This window comes from Bacillus pumilus, assembly GCF_009937765.1.
Taxonomy (GTDB): Bacteria; Bacillota; Bacilli; order Bacillales; family Bacillaceae; genus Bacillus; species Bacillus pumilus_O.
In genome coordinates, this window is record NZ_CP047089.1 from 1 (window position 1) to 19795 (window position 19795).

Annotated in this window: 13 protein-coding genes and 1 pseudogene; all 14 read right to left on the reverse strand. The window is 42.8% G+C overall.

Features of this window, described 5'->3' with window-relative positions; translation table 11 throughout:
- Positions 1–4: 4 nt before the first annotated feature.
- A pseudogene (locus GPS65_RS00005) lies at positions 5–286 on the reverse strand (transposase); the annotation flags it as partial.
- 118 nt (positions 287–404) lie between these two features.
- Positions 405–1613, reverse strand: a complete 1209-nt coding sequence (locus GPS65_RS00010) for a CynX/NimT family MFS transporter (RefSeq protein ID WP_012011895.1) — start codon at positions 1611–1613, stop codon at positions 405–407.
- A gap of 21 nt (positions 1614–1634) precedes the next feature.
- Positions 1635–1781 (reverse strand): YycC family protein, encoded by a 147-nt coding sequence (locus GPS65_RS00015; RefSeq protein ID WP_003214589.1) that lies wholly within the window; start codon positions 1779–1781, stop codon positions 1635–1637.
- A gap of 74 nt (positions 1782–1855) precedes the next feature.
- Positions 1856–2590: an alpha/beta hydrolase gene (locus GPS65_RS00020; protein ID WP_119125659.1), complete on the reverse strand. Its 735-nt coding sequence runs from the start codon at positions 2588–2590 to the stop codon at positions 1856–1858.
- 78 nt (positions 2591–2668) lie between these two features.
- Positions 2669–3634, reverse strand: a complete 966-nt coding sequence (locus GPS65_RS00025; protein ID WP_119125658.1) for an iron-hydroxamate ABC transporter substrate-binding protein — start codon at positions 3632–3634, stop codon at positions 2669–2671.
- A gap of 98 nt (positions 3635–3732) precedes the next feature.
- Positions 3733–5358 (reverse strand): helix-turn-helix domain-containing protein, encoded by a 1626-nt coding sequence (locus GPS65_RS00030; RefSeq protein WP_119125657.1) that lies wholly within the window; start codon positions 5356–5358, stop codon positions 3733–3735.
- A 124-nt stretch (positions 5359–5482) separates the two neighbouring features.
- Positions 5483–5710, reverse strand: a complete 228-nt coding sequence (locus tag GPS65_RS00035; RefSeq protein WP_119125656.1) for an MbtH family protein — start codon at positions 5708–5710, stop codon at positions 5483–5485.
- Positions 5694–12878, reverse strand: coding sequence for an amino acid adenylation domain-containing protein (locus GPS65_RS00040; RefSeq protein ID WP_144468589.1), 7185 nt, complete (start codon positions 12876–12878; stop codon positions 5694–5696). Before GPS65_RS00040 ends, GPS65_RS00035 begins: the two co-directional genes overlap by 17 nt.
- Before the next feature lie 15 nt (positions 12879–12893).
- Positions 12894–13802, reverse strand: a complete 909-nt coding sequence (locus GPS65_RS00045) for an isochorismatase family protein (RefSeq protein WP_119125654.1) — start codon at positions 13800–13802, stop codon at positions 12894–12896.
- A gap of 20 nt (positions 13803–13822) precedes the next feature.
- The gene (locus GPS65_RS00050; protein WP_119125653.1) at positions 13823–15442 is read right to left on the reverse strand and encodes a (2,3-dihydroxybenzoyl)adenylate synthase; all 1620 of its coding nucleotides are present in this window, start codon (positions 15440–15442) and stop codon (positions 13823–13825) included.
- A gap of 24 nt (positions 15443–15466) precedes the next feature.
- The gene (dhbC, locus tag GPS65_RS00055; protein WP_119125652.1) at positions 15467–16648 is read right to left on the reverse strand and encodes an isochorismate synthase DhbC; all 1182 of its coding nucleotides are present in this window, start codon (positions 16646–16648) and stop codon (positions 15467–15469) included.
- 26 nt (positions 16649–16674) lie between these two features.
- The gene (locus tag GPS65_RS00060) at positions 16675–17460 is read right to left on the reverse strand and encodes a 2,3-dihydro-2,3-dihydroxybenzoate dehydrogenase (protein ID WP_119125651.1); all 786 of its coding nucleotides are present in this window, start codon (positions 17458–17460) and stop codon (positions 16675–16677) included.
- 4 nt (positions 17461–17464) lie between these two features.
- The gene (locus tag GPS65_RS00065) at positions 17465–18349 is read right to left on the reverse strand and encodes an alpha/beta hydrolase (RefSeq protein WP_119125650.1); all 885 of its coding nucleotides are present in this window, start codon (positions 18347–18349) and stop codon (positions 17465–17467) included.
- Positions 18350–18927: 578 nt separating this feature from the next.
- Positions 18928–19785, reverse strand: coding sequence for a hypothetical protein (locus GPS65_RS00070; RefSeq protein WP_119125649.1), 858 nt, complete (start codon positions 19783–19785; stop codon positions 18928–18930).
- Between the last annotated feature and the right edge of the window lie 10 nt (positions 19786–19795).

Consider the following 19795-nt stretch of genomic DNA (forward strand, 5'->3'; position numbering starts at 1 on the left):
TATACTTTTTTAATAGGTCAATTTGTTGTTTTAAATAAAGATTTTCTGTTTTCAACTTCTCGTTCTCATTTTGATATTCTGGTCCTTTCCCATAGGTATACTGCTTTCCAACCGGTTGATGAAATCGGTGGATTTCACCCTCGCGATACCATTTCATCCACGTTTTCACTTGTGTTCTATTCTTAATTCCTAACTTGTCCATGATTTCTTTTATCGGAATTCCAGCTAACCTCATTTGAACAGCCTCTTCTTTTACACTAATCGGATAACTAACTCTTTTTCCCATACAAAAAACACCTCCAAATTGTTTTCAGATATGCTATACCCGATTTTCAATTTAAAGGTGTTTTTATTTGTCTCACTTTATGGGGTCAATCCCCGAGGAGGCGGGTTCTTTTTTATGATCAATCTGAAATATAGACGCTTCGTCCAGCACGCATACCGGATAAAAACATGAAAAATAGAACGATGATAAAGATGATAATGGATGGCGTCCATGTATGTGTGACATCAAAAAGGATACCGATCATGAGTGGACCAACGGCGGCCAATAAATAACCGATAGACTGCGCCATTCCAGAAAGCGCAGCGGCTTGCTCCATATTGGTTGTCCGTAATCCGATAAATGTGAGGGCAAGACTGATGCTTGCACCTTGTCCAATACCGATCAATAAAACAGAGATCACCAGAATAGGCGTCGATCCTCCGAGAAGAAGTCCGATCATCCCAAGTAAATACACAAGGACAAGCCCGAAGACAAGCGGTCTTTGTGTTTTTAATTTTTCTGCAAAAACAGGTGCTAGAAAGGTGGATGGCAGCCCAACAAACTGCATAATGGACAGCATCCAACCGGCTGTTGATAGATTCATTCCATGTGATGTTAAGATATCAGGAAACCAAGCGATGCTGCTATAGAAAAGGAATGACTGCAGCCCCATAAATAAAGTTACCTGCCATGCGACACGTGAACGCCATATTGGCTGCTCTGTGAGCGAAATGCTTTTGACAGCCGCTGTGTTCTGATGAAGAAGCTGCGGAGCCCAGACCATCATCGCAAGAAGTGCAAGGCCAGCCCATACGAGGAATGATGTATTCCAGCCGCCAGGCATTGCATGGCTAAGCGGAACACTGACACCTGATGCAAGTGCCGCAAAGACGGACATCGAGGTCGTATAGACACTTGTCATTAAACCAGCATGTGCAGGAAATTTATGCTTCACGAGCCCCGGTAAGAGCACATTACATATCGCAATCCCGACACCGATAAGTGCGGTTCCGATCATTAAGAAGGTGATTGAACCAAACGAGCGAATCACAATCCCAAACAGAAGGACAGCGAGCCCTAGCCAAAGGGTTCGTTCGTTGCCCAGACGCTTTCCGATTTTAGGTGTAATGGGAGAAAGCAATGCGAATGAGAGCAGTGGTAACGTCGTAAGAAAACCTGCAAGTCCGTTAGACAACTGCAAATCGGAACGAATGGCACCGATGAGAGGGCCAACAGACGTAATGGCAGGTCGTAGGTTAAATGCAATAAGTAAAATCCCAGCAATCAGCAGGATGGTTTGTCCTTTACTGCGGGGATGTAAGGTTGATTGTTCTAGTTGTTGTTCCATGAATGTATACTCCTTTATTCTTTAAGAAGAACGATCTTTCTTCTGTTCAAGTTCTGCTAGTTTAGCGATTAAGATATGTTGCGGCATATGCATGATTTGTTCAATGGGTACATTGAGTGATGCCGCAAGTTTTTGTGCCGTGTCGGCTGAGATTTGTAAAGGTCTCATACGCAAATCTCCCTCCTCTTTCAATCTATAAGTTCCAATATATCATAACCGCTTTATGCCTTGCAGATAAAAAATTAGCGTTCTCTTTTATAAAACCACTTTAGGGCTGATAAGAAATTTTTTTGAAATTGTTTCAGATGATGGCCTTCTCCTTGTTCGATGTGATAGTGCAGCTGCCATTCCTGCATCCCTTTGTGTAATAAAAGGTCATGTAGTTGTCTATTGAATAAAGGCATGTGCTGTTGCGCAGATGTTTTGTCTTTACCTTCTTCACTGCCTACAGACAAATAAATAAGGTGATCCACATACTGAATGCTTTGTTGTTTAGCAAAAGGTAGAAAATCTTGATACCAAAAAGACCCGGAGATCGATGCGATGTTTTTAAAGAGAGCAGGGTGCATCAATAAAGTATAAATTGTAAATAGCCCACCTAATGAAGCACCTACGTGACTATGTTCTTGACAGGTCTGTTTGACTGGATATTCTCTTTTGATATATGGGAGCAAGTCATTTGCTAAAAACGACACATACGTCTGTGCCTCGCCTTTAAAGTCAGGAAACCCAGATCGCAGTGATGACGCCTTCCATGGTGTATATTCATTAAGTCGATTGAAGGGGTGGATGCCGACAATGATGATTGGAGAGATGGTTTTGGCTTCGATCAGTCTTTCGATCTCTAGCAGGTGTGTTCTAAACAAAGAAGAGCCATCTTGTACAAAGACAGCTGGAACATTAACATAGGTGTTCTGTGGAACGTAAATATCAAGCTGACGCCCGTTAAACTCGTCATATAGAAACGTTCCGTTCATATGTATTTCACTCCTCAAAATTCTCAACTACGCTGAAAAGAAGACAAAGGGCTAAACATTAACCCTTTGTCTTCTTTTTTAGTTGTTTTTCTCTAACCATTTGACAGCCTTATCAAGGAAGGTTGTTTTGCTTAGTGCAGTTCCTCCTTGGAGCATAGGATCAACGACATTTTCATTGATGTGCCCATTTTTCACAGCTTTTAGGCTTGTCCAAATTTTATTTTCCTCTAAGTCCTTTAATGCGTTAGGATTCGATGAGTTTTCCTCTTTAGAGAACTGAACAAAAATATAGTCAGGATTGAGTTCGCCCAGTCGCTCCAATGAGATCATTGCTTGTGCTTTGGCTTTTTTGATATCACTTGGTGCTGTAAATCCTAAGTCTCCATATAAGGTGGAGTTGAAGTATACGTCTTCAGGATACACGTACAGATCGCCTTGTCTAATGCGTAAAATGACAGCTGTTTTGTTGTTGCTTTTGTCTTTCAGGGTTTCTTTCGCTTGTTTGAGATCTTTCTGATAATCGGAAATGATGTTTTTGGCTTCTTTACTCTTTCCAGTTAGTTCACCGAGCAATAAAAGATTGCTTTCCCAGTCGGAAGAGACATGGGATACTGGGATCGTCGTTTGGACTTTTTCTAGTTTTTTAATTGTTGCAGGCGGGAACTTGGTTGATCCGAGTATCACGTCTGGTTTTAGTTTTAAGATTTTTTCTAGGTTCGGTTCTGTTTTTTCACCGATGCCTTCTGTTTTTGTTGTGATGTCTTTAAATAATTCAGGGAAAGTGCCACCTACAGTAGAAGCACCAATAGGCTCGATATCAAGTAATTTTGCATCTTCCATTGATTCTAGGCTTCCAGCTATGACGATTCGTTTCACAGGTGTTTTGAGTTTATACGTTTGATCTAAGTATTTGATGTTTGTTTCTGCTGCTTCAGCTGACTTGCTTTTGGTTGTGTTTGAAGCAGGTTTATTTTCTGCGGCACCACAGGCTGCTGCGATGATCGTCATGATACAAAGGATAAGCAATGCAAACCATTTTTTCATTTGTTTTCTCCTTTAACTGATAATTGTTCTCAATTAAAGATTGTAGTAGTCTTTCGTCCTTTTATCCATAGACAATGATCTGTCATATGATGGACTTTTTACGGAAAGAAAGATAAAAGGTCCTGAATGACTCGTTGATGACTGGCTGCTGTGTATTCACGCCAAGGGTCAGAAGTGAGCGGATAGACTGCTTGCTGCGTCACAGCCTTGAGATTTTGCCAAGCGTCTTGTTGCTTTAATTTTTGATAAAAAGCAATGGTTTTTGGCTCCTTATGTAACAAGAGGAAGATGGCATCTGGGTCTAACTGTTGTATGGAGCGAATGCTGATTTTTTTTTCTAATAGCTGACCATCATTCTGAAAAGCTGGCAGAAGGCCAATGTCCTGAAAAATTACTTCTGACATGGTGCGATTTACAGACAAGTAGAGCTGATCTTGAAAGATACGAAGAGGCAGGACGGTTTTTGGTCGATGATCAATAAGGCATGCCTTTTTCGCTTGAATGACTAGTTCCTCGTAATGAAGCAGCCATTCTTCTGCTTCCCTCGTTTCGTTTAAGAACATAGCTGTTTGTTTGAATTGAGCGCGCCAATCCAATTGTGTGAATGGAACAAAGTGAACAGGACAGATCGTTTTCAACACTTGTTTTTCTTCCTCTGTCACATGATCATTGGCAATGATCAGCTCAGGTTTTGTCTCCTTTAATAGCCGTAAATTGGCTTCAGCGTGCTCGTTGATCCGATGTGCACTCAGATGAATCGGAATTTCTTCTGCATGATGTTCAAAGTCATGTGCTGTCCATTTAGGGTGAAGAGGGGCAGCATACGGGATGATATGAATGGGTGTGAGCTGACCGAGTATAGAATGGCCATAGGCTGCAATTTTCCGCTGACGGCTTTTCATATAAGTAGAAGGAGTCATGCCCGTTTTTTTCTTAAAGATGCGGCTAAAGTAATAGGGATCTTGATAGCCAGTTTCCAGTGCAATGTCTTTGAGCTTTGCGTTGCCTTTTGCCATTAACTGTTTGGCTCTAGCCATCCTTTTCTTGGTGATATAATCGGTGACACTCACATTAAAATGCTTTTTAAATAGCTCACTGTAATGGCTGGCGCTGATGCCAGCCATTTGAGATAGACTTGTCAGGCTGAGGGGTTCTTCGGAATGTTGATCGATATATTGTTTTGTTTTGAAAAGGGCATGTGCTGTGTCACAAATATCTTCTTTATGCAGTGTGAAAAGCTGCATAATAAGCTGTTGAAAAAGAGTTTGGCTTCTAAAAAAGCTAATGGCTTCAGGTCTTTTCCATTCCTCTGTCATTTCTGGCAGTAAAGAATGAATCTGTTCAATTGAGCTAATATCGATAAATTGCCATACATTCAGTAAAGAACGGGCATGTTCAGTTGATACTTCCCGTATGTTTTGATCTTGCAGCATGTAAAGCTGAAAGCGAAACAGATAAAGCTCTTGTTTTTGATAAGGCTCTGTTTTCAACATAAATGTTTCTCCAGGAAGGATCGTATAGAGTGTCAGATGTTTCAATCGCCATTTTTGATCGTTCAATATGAGTAGACCTCTGCCGCTAATGCTGAAGAGGAAGCAGAATGTATCTGATAGCTGCTGCTCCGTATGCGGAAGCTCTGTATTATTTATTTTTTCAGTATATGTTAATCGATAGATGAATTGTTCGGCATTTGCCTTTGTACGTAATTGATTGTTGTTTTCCATTTAAACCACCTGATCTCTTATTGATTGATAAACATTCTCAATTAAATTGTAGCAGAATGAGCTGAAAGATGGTGATGTTTATTCTGTCAAAAAAGCACCCTGATCTCCATCAGGGTGCGATGATTTATTCCGTTTTTCCGTGCGCTAGTGCAGGTTCCTTTGCTAAGCTTAATGGCCGCAAGTCCTGCCAGTGTGTCTGGATATAATCGATGCAGGCATTTCTAGTGTCTTCACCAAAGACCTTTTCCCATCCATCTGGCACTGGTGCAAATGATGGCCAAAGTGAATGCTGTCCTTGTTCATTGACCAGCACAAGAAATACACCGTCTTCACGATCAAAGGGATTTGTCATTTGTTATCTCTCCTTTATTCTTAGTGCTTTGTTTGACCCGATGCAGTGCGTTGTCTAAGATGACACCAATTTCTGCTAAGGGTTTAGGCTGGCACATGTCTTTGTGCCGGCAATGAATGTCGTGCTGTTCGATTGTTCCGTTGATATAAGGTGCCCATGCTTCGGGATCAATTGGTGTAAACCAATCTGAGATAATGGTAGATCTAAAGAATAATATGTCCCCCTGATAAGTTTTTGGCTGATATTCTCCGAGCAATCGAACTGAATTCACATAGGTTTCTTTTAGATTTCTAATGGCATCTTCACTTAAGCTTGCTAGTGCACTGCCATCTTTTTTCAAAATGTCGACGGCACTTTTCATTGTGAGCGGTTCACCTGTTAAGGTATCTGGATCATAACCGCCGAGCGCAAGAAGAGCGATTAGTGCTTCTTCTTCATCAGGTGCTGCTTTAATCGGTAAGAAATGGTTTGGATAGGCATCCAGCATCGCAACGAGTGCAATTTCTTCACCTTGCTGCTGGAGCTGTGTAGCCATTGCTTGTACAACGTTTCCACCTAGTGACCAGCCAAGAAGATGATAAGGGCCTTTTGGTTGAATCGTTTGGATGTGCTTGATGTAATCCGCAGCCATATCATCTATTGTGTGCGGGTAGTTATCTTTTCTTGCGATTCCCCGTGCTTGTAATCCATAAATAGGGATGTCTTTTTCTAATGTATTCAAGAGACCGGCATAGCACCAGCTAAGACCACCTGCTGGGTGAACACAGAAGAGAGGATACCTTTCTCCATTTGTTCGCAGCGGCAGCAAGATGTCTAGTGCGTTTTCATCGCTTCCTGTTTCTAGTTTCTCTGTCAAACTTGCCACATTTGGTGCTTCAAACAATGTTCCGATGCTTAGTTTGACACCAAGTGCATCACGAATGCGGCTGATTAAACGAACTGCAAGTAATGAATGCCCACCAATGTCAAAAAAACGATCGTCAATGCTGATTTTAGGCAAATCAAGAACCTCTTCAAAGAGATGACATAGGATCTCCTCTTTCGGGTTTCTTGGGCCGCGGCCATCCGCTTGCTGTAAATGCAATTGAGGGGCTGGCAGTGATTTTTGATCAAGCTTCCCATTTGCTGTAAGCGGCATGGCGTCAATCTGTACATATGCTGCGGGCACCATGTAATCAGGAAGACTGGCTGCTGCAAAATGACGAAGTGTCTCTGTATCGAAACGGATTTCTTCAGTTGGGACGATATATGCGACTAGACGTTTGTCGCCAGGCTGATCCTCTCGCATCATGACGGTCACTTGTGCAACTGCATCATGGCGTGCCAGAACGGCTTCGATTTCTCCTAATTCAATGCGGAAGCCGCGTATTTTTATTTGATGATCAGCTCTGCCAATGTAATCAAGAGCCCCTTCTTCTGTCCAGCGCGCAAGGTCGCCTGTACGATACATCCTTGTGCCAGGTGCTCCATAAGGATCGGCAGGAAATCGATCTGATGTCAGGTCAGGTCTGCCTAGATAACCTCTTGCAAGGCCAGCTCCAGCTACATACATTTCACCTGTTGTCCCAGGGGGAACAGGCTGCAGGTATTCATCTAGTACGTAAACGTGTAAATCAGGAATCGGTTCACCTATTAAACTGCTGGAGTTCTTTGTGATTATGTCTCGATTGAGTTCATTGTACGTAACGTGTACGGTGGTTTCTGTAATGCCGTACATGTTAATTAGCTTTGGCTTACAGTCTGAGTGACGGCTGTACCAATCTTCTAATCTGCTAAGCTCTAATGCTTCACCGCCAAAGATGACATAGCGGAGTGATAATGCTTGACCTAGTGTTTGTTGTTCCTTGTCTATCTGCATGAGCTGATAGAAGGCAGAAGGTGTTTGATTAAGCACAGTCACACCTTCCTCGACTAGAAGCTGCAGCATCTCTTCAGGAGAGCGAGAGATGGTATGAGGTACAATGACAAGCCTGCCGCCATATAAAAGTGGTCCCCATATTTCCCATACTGAAAAATCAAAGGCATATGAATGGAACATTGTCCAAACATCTTCTTCATCATAATGGAACCAATGTTCAGTAGATGTCAGAAGACGGATGACATTTTGATGTGGGATGACCACTCCTTTTGGTTTCCCTGTAGAACCGGATGTATAAATAATATAGGCTGGATGCAGAGAAGATAGCGGTTCGATTCTGTCTATATCAGCCGGATTATGATTTGGCATAGTCAGCAATTGATCGCTCGTTTCTTTTTCGTCTAACAAAATCAAATCGCAATCAGCAGGGAGATGCACTGCATTTATTTTTGTTGTGATGCTGCAAACTGGTTTGGCATCTTGTATCATGTATGCCAGCCTGTCTGCTGGATAGTCAGGATCAAGCGGAACATAGGCTGCGCCTGCTTTATGAACGGCTAACAAGCTTACGAGCATGTCGATTGATCTAGGCAGGGCAAGTGCAACGAACTGTTCTGGTCCAACGCCTCTTTGTATTAATAAATGAGCAAGACGATTGGATTTGTTGTTTAACTCACCATAGGTAAGTTGCCTATTGCCATACGTTACAGCCACTCGATCAGGATATTGCTGCGCTGTTTTTTCAAATAAAGCTGGGAGACTATGTGCTTGATCTAACTGAGCGAATGTCTTTTTATCAGGGAGAAATGTTTGCCGCTCTTTATCTGATAAAATGTTCACTTGACCAATCGGCACATGTGGGCGCTCAGCTACCTCTGTTAAAAAGCGCTTCATTCTGTCAGCGATTGCTCGAATGGTGCTTTGTTTAAATACATCTGTGCTGAATTCAAACAAACCTGTTAATCCTGCTGCTGATCCAGTTTCAGTTCTTTGTTCTGTCAATTCGATGGTCAGATCAAATTTAGCTGACCCTACTGGTTTCACGTAAAGATCTGAGTCAAGTTGTGTCAGCTTCATTTCCGCCTTCGGTGTATTTTGGAAGGCAAGCATGACCTGGAACAATGGATTTCGTGATCTGGAGCGTGTTGGATTTAGGATTTCGACTAATCGTTCAAATGGCAGGTCCTGATGCTCATAGGCTGCTAAGTCAACGTCTCGCACTCGCTTCAATAGCTCACTAAAGGTTGGATTGTCAGCTGTGTTGGTACGCAATACTAGTGTGTTCACAAACAAGCCCACAATGTCATCAAGTGCATCGTCATTCCGCCCAGCAATCGGACTGCCAATTGGGATATCTGTCCCCGCCCCAAGGCGTGTCATTAACGCTGCAAGTGATGCTTGAAGCACCATGAACAAACTCACCTGTTGCTGCTTTGCAAGCTCAAGGAGGTTCTGATGTAAAGCGGGTTCAATCGTAAAGTCTATCGTCGCACCATTGAAGCTTCCTTCCTGTGGACGCGGGAAGTCATAAGGCAACTCAAGTTCTTCAGGCAGGTCATGTAAGGCACCTTTCCAATAGCTGAGCTGCTTGGCAAATAGACTATCGTTCTCTTCTTCACTGCCCAACAGCTTCTGCTGCCAAATAGCATAGTCAGCATATTGAACAGGTTCTGCTGGCAAGGAGATGGATTTTCCTTGTATACGGGCTTCGTAAGCAGCAGCTAAGTCTCGCGTCAATGGTGCAAGTGACCAGCCATCACCAGCGATATGATGTAGCAATAGAAGCAGTACGGATCGGTTTGCATCAAGCGTGAATAATTCTGCTCGCAGTGCAGGTTCTTCTTCAATTTTAAAGCTATAGCGAATGGCTTCGTTTAACTGATTCTCAATATGTTGATCGGTTGAAGCTGTGACATGGAGTTCAGGCTGGACACTTTTCGGATGTAAAATGACCTGTCTTGGCATGCCGTTCTTATTTGGAAAAATGGTTCTAAGGGTTTCGTGTTTTTCAGTGATATCTGCCAAAGCACCAATGAGAGCTGTTTGATCTAGTGTACCTGTCAGTTGAATGACAAGTGGAATATTGTAAGTTGGACTGGGCCCCTCAAGGCAATGAAGGAACCAGAGCCGTTTTTGGGCAAATGATAACGGAATCTCATCTGGCTTGTCTTCAACCTGAAGTGGCGGCCGAATGTCCTTCGCTTTGTCAATGTGCTGTGCAAGCTCAGCGACTCGAGGAAATTCGAAAATGGTACTCATGCTTAGGTCTGCACCAAGTGTATCGCGTATACGTCTAAGCAGACGAGCGGCGAGTAAGGAGTGTCCTCCTAAGTCAAAGAAACTATCATCTATGCCAATTTGAGATAGGCCAAGGGTTTCTGCAAACAAACTACATAACATGTCTTCTTGTGGTGTTCTAGGGGTCCGCTCAGAACTAACTAAAGACATATTTGGTATTGGTAATGCTTTGCGATCGATTTTGCCGTTTGGTGTAAGTGGAAGTTCTGGCAAAACGACAACAGCAGAAGGCACCATGTAATCAGGAAGTAATGAAGCCACAAACTGTCTGAGCTCTGAAGGGTGCAGAGAAGAGCCGTCTGTGAGTACAACATATGCACAAAGAAGCTGCTGCCCAGGTTGATCCTCACGAACGATAACAGACGTATGCTTTATGGATTGGTGCTGCATCATCACGGTTTCGATTTCACCTAGTTCAATACGGAAGCCGCGGATTTTAATTTGATGATCGGCACGGCTGATATAATCAATTGAACCATCTTCACGCCATCTGGCTAAATCACCAGTACGATACATTCTCGTGCCTTTTGTGCCGAATGGATCAGCGACAAAACGTTCAGCCGTTAAATCATATCGCCCAAGATACCCTCTGGATACTCCTTCACCTGCAATATAAAGTTCACCGATTGATCCTGCTGGGACTGGGTTTAGTCCTTCATCTAAAATGTAAATGCTCGTATTCCAAATGGGTTTACCGATTGCCGGCCCGCTATTCTCTCGATGTGCTGTGACATTTTCCATCGTAGACCAGATCGTCGTTTCTGTAGGTCCGTACAAATTAGTAATGTCGCATTGAAGAGATTGCAATGTGTGCAAAAGGGAAGCAGGGAGTGCTTCTCCTCCAACAAGAACACGCATACCTGTTATCACGTCAGGGTATTCATCTGCCAACGCATGCCACAACGTTGGTGTTGCCTGCATGATTGTGACGTGATGAGAACGAATCATGTCTGAAAGCTTTGCTGGTTCTTGTATGGTTTCTTTTTTTGCCAATAAAATAGCAGCCCCATGTAAAAGCGGGAGGAACATTTCTAGCCCGGAAATATCAAAGGCAATGGTCGTTACCGCTAAAAGCTGGTCTTCTTGATCTAATAAAAATGAATCTTGCATGGACAATATAAAGTTGATCACATTTCGTTTTGTTACAACAACACCTTTTGGTTTTCCTGTCGATCCTGATGTGTAGAGGATGTAAGCCGGGTGATGCGGGGAGCCTTCGCTCCAGGTCGGATTGAGATGCGGACTGCCTGCTATCTCCTGATGAACAGTTGCATCATCCAGTTGAACGATGTGCGGATGGTCCAAACCGTCTGCTCTCTCTTTGATTGTGAGCAAACACGCCGGTTTCGCATCCTCTAGCATATAAGTGACACGATCGTTAGGATAATCAGGGTCTAGTGGCAGATATGCGGCTCCCGTTTTGACGACGGCTAATAGACTGACGATCATATCGATGGACCGAGGCAGAGCAATTGCGACAAATTGTTCTGGTCCAATGCCGTGTTTTTTCAAATAATGAGCTAATTGATTAGCCCGCTGATTTAGCTCTTCGTAAGTCAAAGTGATTCCTTCAAACTGTAATGCTTGTGCTTGTGGTGTATTGCTCACCTGTTTTTCAAATAGTTCCCGTAAAGATTCCTTTGGTAATTCTCGTTTTGTATCATTCCAGTGCTTGAGGATGTTCTCTTTTTCTTTAGACAAAAGAAGATTGAATTGACTGATCGTCTGATCGTGCTCTAGTCCGGTTATTTCCTCCAGCAATTGAAGAAAACGCTGCTGATGAGCGTCAACTGCTTGCTCTTTGTAAACGGCAGGGTTTGCATCAAAGTCGATTTGAAATCCGTTCCCATCCGCGCGGTCGTATATGTTGATCGATATATCATCCACGGGTCCTGCTGAGAGGTTATGGGCTTGACCCATGCTCTGATCGAACATGAGATCATAATCAAATGGCATGATATTGATCTGCGGGCCAAATAATCGCTGATTTCTTCCGATAAGTTTAAAGTCTCTCCGCATGTCCTCGTGACGATATCTTTGATGAGGGCGAATGGCTTTTAGTTCATCAGATACTTGGCGAACAAGTGATAATAGTGTCATTTCTGGTTTGCATGTTAAACGAAGCGGTACCAGATTCATAACCATTCCGGGTGTTTGTAAGGCGCACGATCCAAGGCGCATCATAACAGGTAATCCTAAAACAATATCATGTGCACCAGTCATACGATGCATATATAAAGCGGATGCAGCAAGGATCATTTCATGCCACGTACCACCGAAGGTTGAAGCATTTTTTTTCATTTTGCTTACCTTTGCGGCATCGTAGCTCGCCGTTTTTCGGATAAAATGATCCGACGTTCTTGGGGCAAGCTCAGCAAGGCTGACAATTTCCGGTTGATCAGCAAAGCGACTTTTCCAAAACGCTTGATCATCTTCATATCGATTGGACTGTTGATAGGTGAGCTCCTCTTGGACTACGTCATGTAAGGATCCAAATGTTTGAGGGGGCATAGGTGTCCCTTTCGATAGAGCTGAATAGATCTCAGCAACACGACGCGCAATGAGCGAAAAGGCGAATCCATCAATGGCAATGTGATGAATGCGCTGATACCAGATAAATCGATCGTCAGCAAGTTGAAAAAGTACTTCACGGAATAATACATCTTTCTCTAAAGAGACTGGCGTTGAAAGATCTGCCCTCATCCATGCTATAGCCGCATCAAGCGGCTGTTTTTCATTTTGTAAATTGATTGATTGGAATGGAATTTCTTTCTTAGATGTCAACCATTGCTTTGGACCGTCAGTATCCTCAACGAATCGCATATACAAAGAATCTGTTTCTAAGACAGTTTTTCTAATGGCTGCTTCAAAGTGTATGGGATCAATAGGACCTTTAATATCTATATACTCTGCTGTATTGAAAATAGGATTAGATGGATCAAGCTGCTGCGCATACCAAATGCCTGCTTGGGCACCGGTTAGTGGGAATGAATCGACTGACTGGATCGACAAGGGTCTATACCTCCTTTACAAGTAATCGATATTTGGAATAGATGGCTGTTTTTCTGGGAAAAGAAGAGTCCGCCAATGAGCGAGCGTTGGATTTGCTGCAAGCTCAACGAAATTGACTGTCGCTCCTTGCTGTCTCCACTTTTCCGCTAGGCTCATCATTCTAATAGAATCAAGTCCAAGGTAGACGAGATTCTCGTCAAGCGGTATTTCATTCGGCTGAATTTGAAGATGCTCAGCTACTTGCTGAAGAATGGCTTCAAAGGATAGATCATCACTTTCTGCTTCCAATCCTGATAAACGACGAATGAGTTGATTTGTTGTTGTGGTGACCGCACAGCGTTCAGCTGCATAGGTCATGGCCATTTTGTGATGTTTCAATGAAAAGTCAGCGACGGCATCTGCGACAAAGAAGGTTTCAATATCGAGCATGAATGCTTCTGCGGCTGTCAACATACAGCCAATATGTGCATATACGCCAGTAATGATCAATTGATCACGCCCGCCCTCTTGAAGAATATCCAAAAAATTAGATTTTTTGAATGCGCTATAACGCCATTTTGTCAGCATTGTATCTGCCTCAGATGGAGCAAGCTGATCAATGATTTTTGTCAATGCTTCATCATCACCAAGTCCAGGTCCCCAAAAATCTGTTAATAGGGCACGATCCTTCGGGTCTTGGTCACCAGGCTGAGCTGTATAAACGACTGGAATGCCAAGTTCATTGCATGTGTCACGTAATTGTTCAATATGCTGAACTAACTCTGTGATCGGTGATGTATCTTGTTGAAAAGCATTTAAAAAATATTGCTGCATGTCATGTATCAGCAGAACAGCACGTTTCGGATCCGGTATCCAGTTCACTTTATTTTCAGGTAAATCATGTGTGCTTGGCATTGGATATGCAGGAATAGTAGGGATTGCCATGGTTTTCACTCCTCTTTTTTTTATACGTTGGCAGTATGGATTGCAGCTAATTCTCTTAATGCTTTTTTACTGACTTTGCCTACACCTGTTTGTGGGAACGCATCGATCCATTCAATGCGGTCAGGAATTTTATAGGCTGCGAGCCCTCGTTCTCTTAGAAATGATTTTAAGACATGCGGTGCTGGTTTGTTGTTTCCTTTCGCGATAACAAAGGCACATGAGCGTTCGCCAAGAAATGGATCCGGCATGGATACCATGGCGGCATCATGAATGTCAGCATGCGCAAGTAAATGGTTTTCAACTTCTTCAGCAGCAACCTTTTCACCGCCACGGTTGATTTGATCCTTGTCTCTACCTTCTACAACAACATTTCCTTCTTTGGTTAATCGTACGATGTCACCTGTTCTATAAAAGCCATCGGGTGTAAATGCTTTTTTATTTTGTTCATCGGCTTTATAGTAGCCGCGAATCGTGTAAGGTCCTCTTGTTAAAAGATGTCCAGCCACTTCATGCGGGACGGGCTTGTCCTCATCATCAACCACTAGTACCTCATCATATTCAGACATCGGGCGTCCTTGTGTATGAATAATGACATGTTCAGGATCACCTAATCTGGTATAGTTGACCAGACCTTCTGCCATGCCAAAAACTTGCTGTAACTTACATCCAAGGGCAGGCATCACTCGTTTTGCTGCCTCAGCACTGAATTTAGCACCACCGACTTGTAAGACTTCAAGACTCGATAAGTCATCTGATCGATGAGGAGCGGCTTCTAGCCAAATCAATGCGATAGGTGGGACGACAGCGGTAATGGTCGCCCGTTCTTTTTCAATGAGTGGAAAGACGACATCAGGGCTTGATCCAGGTGCAAGAACGACTCTTCCGCCTGCGTATAACGTCCCAAGGACTCCAGGCGAGCTTAATGGATAGTTGTGCGCAACTGGAAGTACAGCTAGATACACACTTTCTTGTGTGAGCTCGCACACCTCATTGCTTTTCCAAAGACTATAAATATAGTCATCATGCGTGCGAGGAATAAGCTTAGAAAGGCCTGTGCTGCCTCCAGATAACTGAAGAAATGCAATATCGCTTGCCTCTACATGAATTTGGGGATCAAGTGCTGGGTCCTTGCGCAAATCATCTAAGCCAAGGAATTCCTCAGCTTCCCCTGCAACAATGACATGAGGTAATGAGGGAAGCTTTTCTTTCACTTGACGTGCGAGCGTTCGATAATCAAAGCCGCCATCGATATCTGGTATGACATATGCGTCTGCTTCGGCAAACTCAATAAAATAAGTGATTTCACTGCTTCTATGAGACGGCAGAGAGAAGACGGGTAAAGCACCGATACGAAATAAAGCGAAAATGACCTCAAAAAAAGCAGGAATGTTCGGAAGCTGCACGACAACTCGACTTCCTTTTTGAATTCCAAGCTGATGAAAACCGGCGGCAAGACTGCTGACGCGCTCATTAAGTTCTTGGTAGCTCATGTGCGTATCAGCGTATGTAATCGCTGTTTTATTTCCTAATGATGCGGCGCGTTCACGAAGCATACCGCCAAAGGTTTCCCCACGCCAACAGCCGTTTTCACGGTAGCGTTTTGCAAATTCTTTTGGCCATGTAGGTGGTTGAACAAACATGTTTTTGTCATCTCCTATGTATTTTTATAGCTGATGGATGCCCATCGCACGAAGCATCGTGTTAAATTTTGCAGATGTTTCGGCTAGCTCATCCTCTGCTTTTGATCCTTTGACCACTCCTGCACCAGCAAAGAGGCGAAGGGAGTGACCCTCAGCTTCTGCACAACGAATGGTGACAATCCAATCACCATCACCATTATTATCTGCCCAGCCGATCATTCCTGTAAAAAATCCTCGATCGAAGGGTTCAATCGCACGAATGGCTTCACGTGCATCTGCTGTAGGTGTTCCGCATACTGCAGGTGTAGGATGAAGGCTAATCGCTAAATCAATAGAGGACACACTAGAATCTGTTAATTCACCTTTGACCACAGTAGACAAATGCCACATCGTTTCTGTTTGTATGACGGATGGTGATGCTGGCACATCTAATGTATGACAATAAGGAGTAAGCGCTTTAGTGACAGCTTCGACAACCACTGCGTGCTCGTGTAAATCCTTCGCTGAAGTAAGGAGTTCATCATGACGACGCTGGTCTTCTACTGGATCTGAACTGCGCGGCCGAGAACCAGCGAGTGGATTGGAAATCACAGATGAACCAGTTTTTGAAAGAAGCAGCTCAGGGCTTGCCCCAAGAAGTATGCGCTTTTGGGAAGCCTTCGGGTCAGCTATATTTGCAGCAAACGTATAGCCAGTCGTATTATGACGAGCCAGTCGTTCGAGTATTGTTTTCGTATGAATATCTCGATTTGCTTTGAGATGGAGAGATCGAGAGAGTACGATTTTGCTAAGCTCTCCGTTCTCAATTTTAGCTAATCCTTCGTTCACACCTTCCATGTAGACATCTGGAGCAGGGACAGGTGTCACCTCATAGGATGGCGATACCGCTTCTGACTCCTCATCACCTTGTTGAAATTCGAGTGGATCACTAAACTGTACATGGACTGGTACATTTAAACGAACGGGCTGCGCCGGATCAAATGGGACAGCACCAGCCACAATCGGTGTTTGAATTCCAGCTTGTTTGGCATCGTCAAATACATGCGCTACCCTTGTGGATAGTTCATTTAGCTGATTGGTTTCAATATGCTGGAAAATCCCTTCTGCAAGTATCGTGCGTTTAGGGGAAGCAAGGAAAAAAGCACCTGGCTGATAGTCTTGAAGCAACTGTACTTTTTCTTCTGACGACAATAATGAATGTTTCATGAAAAGGCCTCCTTTTGAATGAAATGCTAGATTCCGAGTGTTGCGCCGCCATCAATTGTGAGATTCTGCATCGTAATATGATTGGATTGCTCAGATGCAAAGAAAATGACTGCATCAGCGATGTTTTGAGGATTAGCGATTTTTTGTAAAGGAATACCGGTTTTATACGTCTCTAATGAGCCTTTAATCACCTGATCTTCTCCTTGTTCATCAGCCCATAAAGCCCATTGCATAGGTGTTGCGGTAGAGCCGGGAGAGACGACGTTGCACCTGATCCCGTAGGCTGCCAGCTCTAATCCAAGCGTTTTTGTAAAGGAAGTAGCTGCTGCTTTTGAAGCGGCATAGGCAGCCATATTCATTCTAGGAATGGCACCTGCGTTAGAGCTGACAGTCACAATGACCCCTTCTGATCTTTTCATCATGTATTTGGAGACAGCTTGAGATACGTAAAAGACACCGTGTGTGTTAACTGCGAAAGTTTGTTGCCAGTCGTCTGCACTAAGCTGGTCGATAGAACCCATTCGAAGAATGCCTGCTACATTGACCAGTAAATAAATGGGTCCAAGCTGCTTTTCAATTTGATCAACAATGTGCTGAACAGAAGTTTGATCGGTGATGTCACCTGGATAGGCAAAGGCACGTATGCCTTCATCATTCATTTGCCTGACGGTGCTTTGCAGCTGATCTTCATTTGCGTCAACTGCTGCAATAATCGCACCTTCCTCGGTTAGTCTTTTTGCGACTGCTTGTCCAATACCTTGTCCTGCGCCTGTGACCAGGGCTATTTTTTGAGATAGACCACTGTTTTTCATGTGTTCACTGCCTTTCCTTCATGTCTGTGGGTGTGAAAGGATCATCATGATAGAGTGCAAAACGAAAAGCGTCATTCATCAGCACCGGTAAAACGGACGTATGTCCTTCTTTAGGGAACTCGTGATAGGCTGTATGCAAGCCATATGAGGATAAAGGCAGCATACGATTTGCTAGTGCATGTGCATGATCATTCATTTGACATGGATGATGTTTTTCTAACTCACCTACACCTACAAGCAGCCTGACATCGATAGGCACCTGACGTATATGATTGATGAATTGGTGTTCTTTTTCTAAAAATAATTTTTTGTTCCAGTGGATAGAAGGACTGCCTGCAATATATGTCTGATAAGCATCAGGGTGCTCAAATAGTGTGTGTAATACAAAAAGACCGCCAAGAGAGTGCCCAAACAGTGTTTGACGACTCTGGTTGATCGGAAAGCGCTGCTCGATATAAGGCTTTACAACCTTTTCTAAAAAAGAAAAGAACGCAGATGCGCCGCCATATGTATGGGTGGAGAAATCCTTTCTTTTGCCACCAATGGAAGCGTCAGGGCCGGTTAGAGTGAGATCATAATGCCTGAGCGGATGATAGGGCGCGTCTGTCTGATAGCCAATTCCAACAATGATGGCAGGTACAACACCTGTTTTTTCGGGTTTTCTTGACTGTAAACGAATGGCTTCGACCATTGTGCCAAAAATTGAATTCCCATCAAGCACGTACATGACTGGAAAACCAGCCGCTGGAGGAGTAGTATTCGGTTTAAATATAAAAAGTCTGTATGGGTGTGCTGTGATATCCAGTTGCTCCGTCCCAGGTATAAAAAAAGGACGGCTTTCTCCGAAAAATGAATCCTCAGTACCCATTCCTTCGGGGCTTTTGGACATAAGTGACAAGTCTCCTTCCTCAAATTCGACTCTCATTCGATGATAAAAGTAGGCTTACGGATATTGATGAGTGTAGAAATTAAAGAATGGTTTCTTCAAATGAAAATGATTCTCAACTATCCGCAAGCAAAACAAATGATAATGGTTATCAATTATGAAGTCAAATGTTCATAATGTTGTGTATTTGATTTTTTTACCATAATATTCAGAAAATAAAGGGCTAAATTACTAACAAATGATTTGAAAAAGGGAATATCGGACCTTGTCATTTAAAAATAGGAGAAATGTCAAAAGACCTTGACTGCCTCGGATTTTTTACCATTTTCTTCTGTTTGATACAGGAATATATATAGGTTTTTCTTCTTGAAAAGATTTTAAGGAAAAATAAGTCTATAGACCTAATTGTATTTTTGGGGAAAAAGAGGAGAATTTTGAGAAAAGTTGGTGATCCCATATCTCAAAACTTATTCAATATTATGCGTAGCTTTTTTAGAGTGGAAAATTATACAATTAAAAAAGTAAGGGCTGTACCCTTACTTTTTGGTCAATTGGTGTACATGGCTGTAAACACCATTAAATTAAAATCCATCTGTGACATCATATTCGTAACGGATATCGGCTTTGACATTGCTCATAGTAGATCTTGCTGTAGCCTTTGCATTGTACTTAAAGCTCCATTTTTGAGCGACTTTTAATTGATTTTCCAGAGAAATACGGTAAGAACCACTTGTTGCAGATGAAACAATGGATTCGTTCCAAATCTTGTTTGCATCAGCCATCAGCTTGTGAGTGACATTTCCTTGGTTAGGCGATTGGGTACTAGTTGTTGAAATTGATTTAACGATTGCACTTCGGGGAATAGCCGTGTGTTTAGTTAAATCCATTGTAATGACAGAAGAATCAACTCCTAAAAAATTCAAAGAAGTGTTCCCCATGTTGGTAGCGACTCCCGTAAAATTGAATGTTCCATTTCCAGATTTGATGCGATCTTGAATGGAAACAGTAAAGTACATATTCCCTGTATATGTACCACGGGTCACTTTCACAAAATAAGTTTCTGAATTTGAAGTAACGTCACCGGTATTAGCAAAAATAAATGGTGTAACTGAATCAGGGTTAATGACTCTAGATCTACCATCAGAATATTTCGAATTGTAAACCTCTATTTTCATCCCAGTGTACTGCTTATCATATGAACTTCTAACATAAACTTTTTCACCCTTATTAATTGTGAACTGATAATACGCTTCGTTTTCACCTTCAGGTAAGATTGTCGTATCTGGACGACTATATTTCCAATATCCCATTGAGCTTGCTGTGTTAGGACTGTTATTCCCCGTAATCGCTGCTTCTGCTGAATTAGGTGCAAAAAAACTAGTAACAAGCACTAATAATAATGCAGGTAATAAAAAACGTTTGAAGATAGTATTTGTCATATTTTAACCC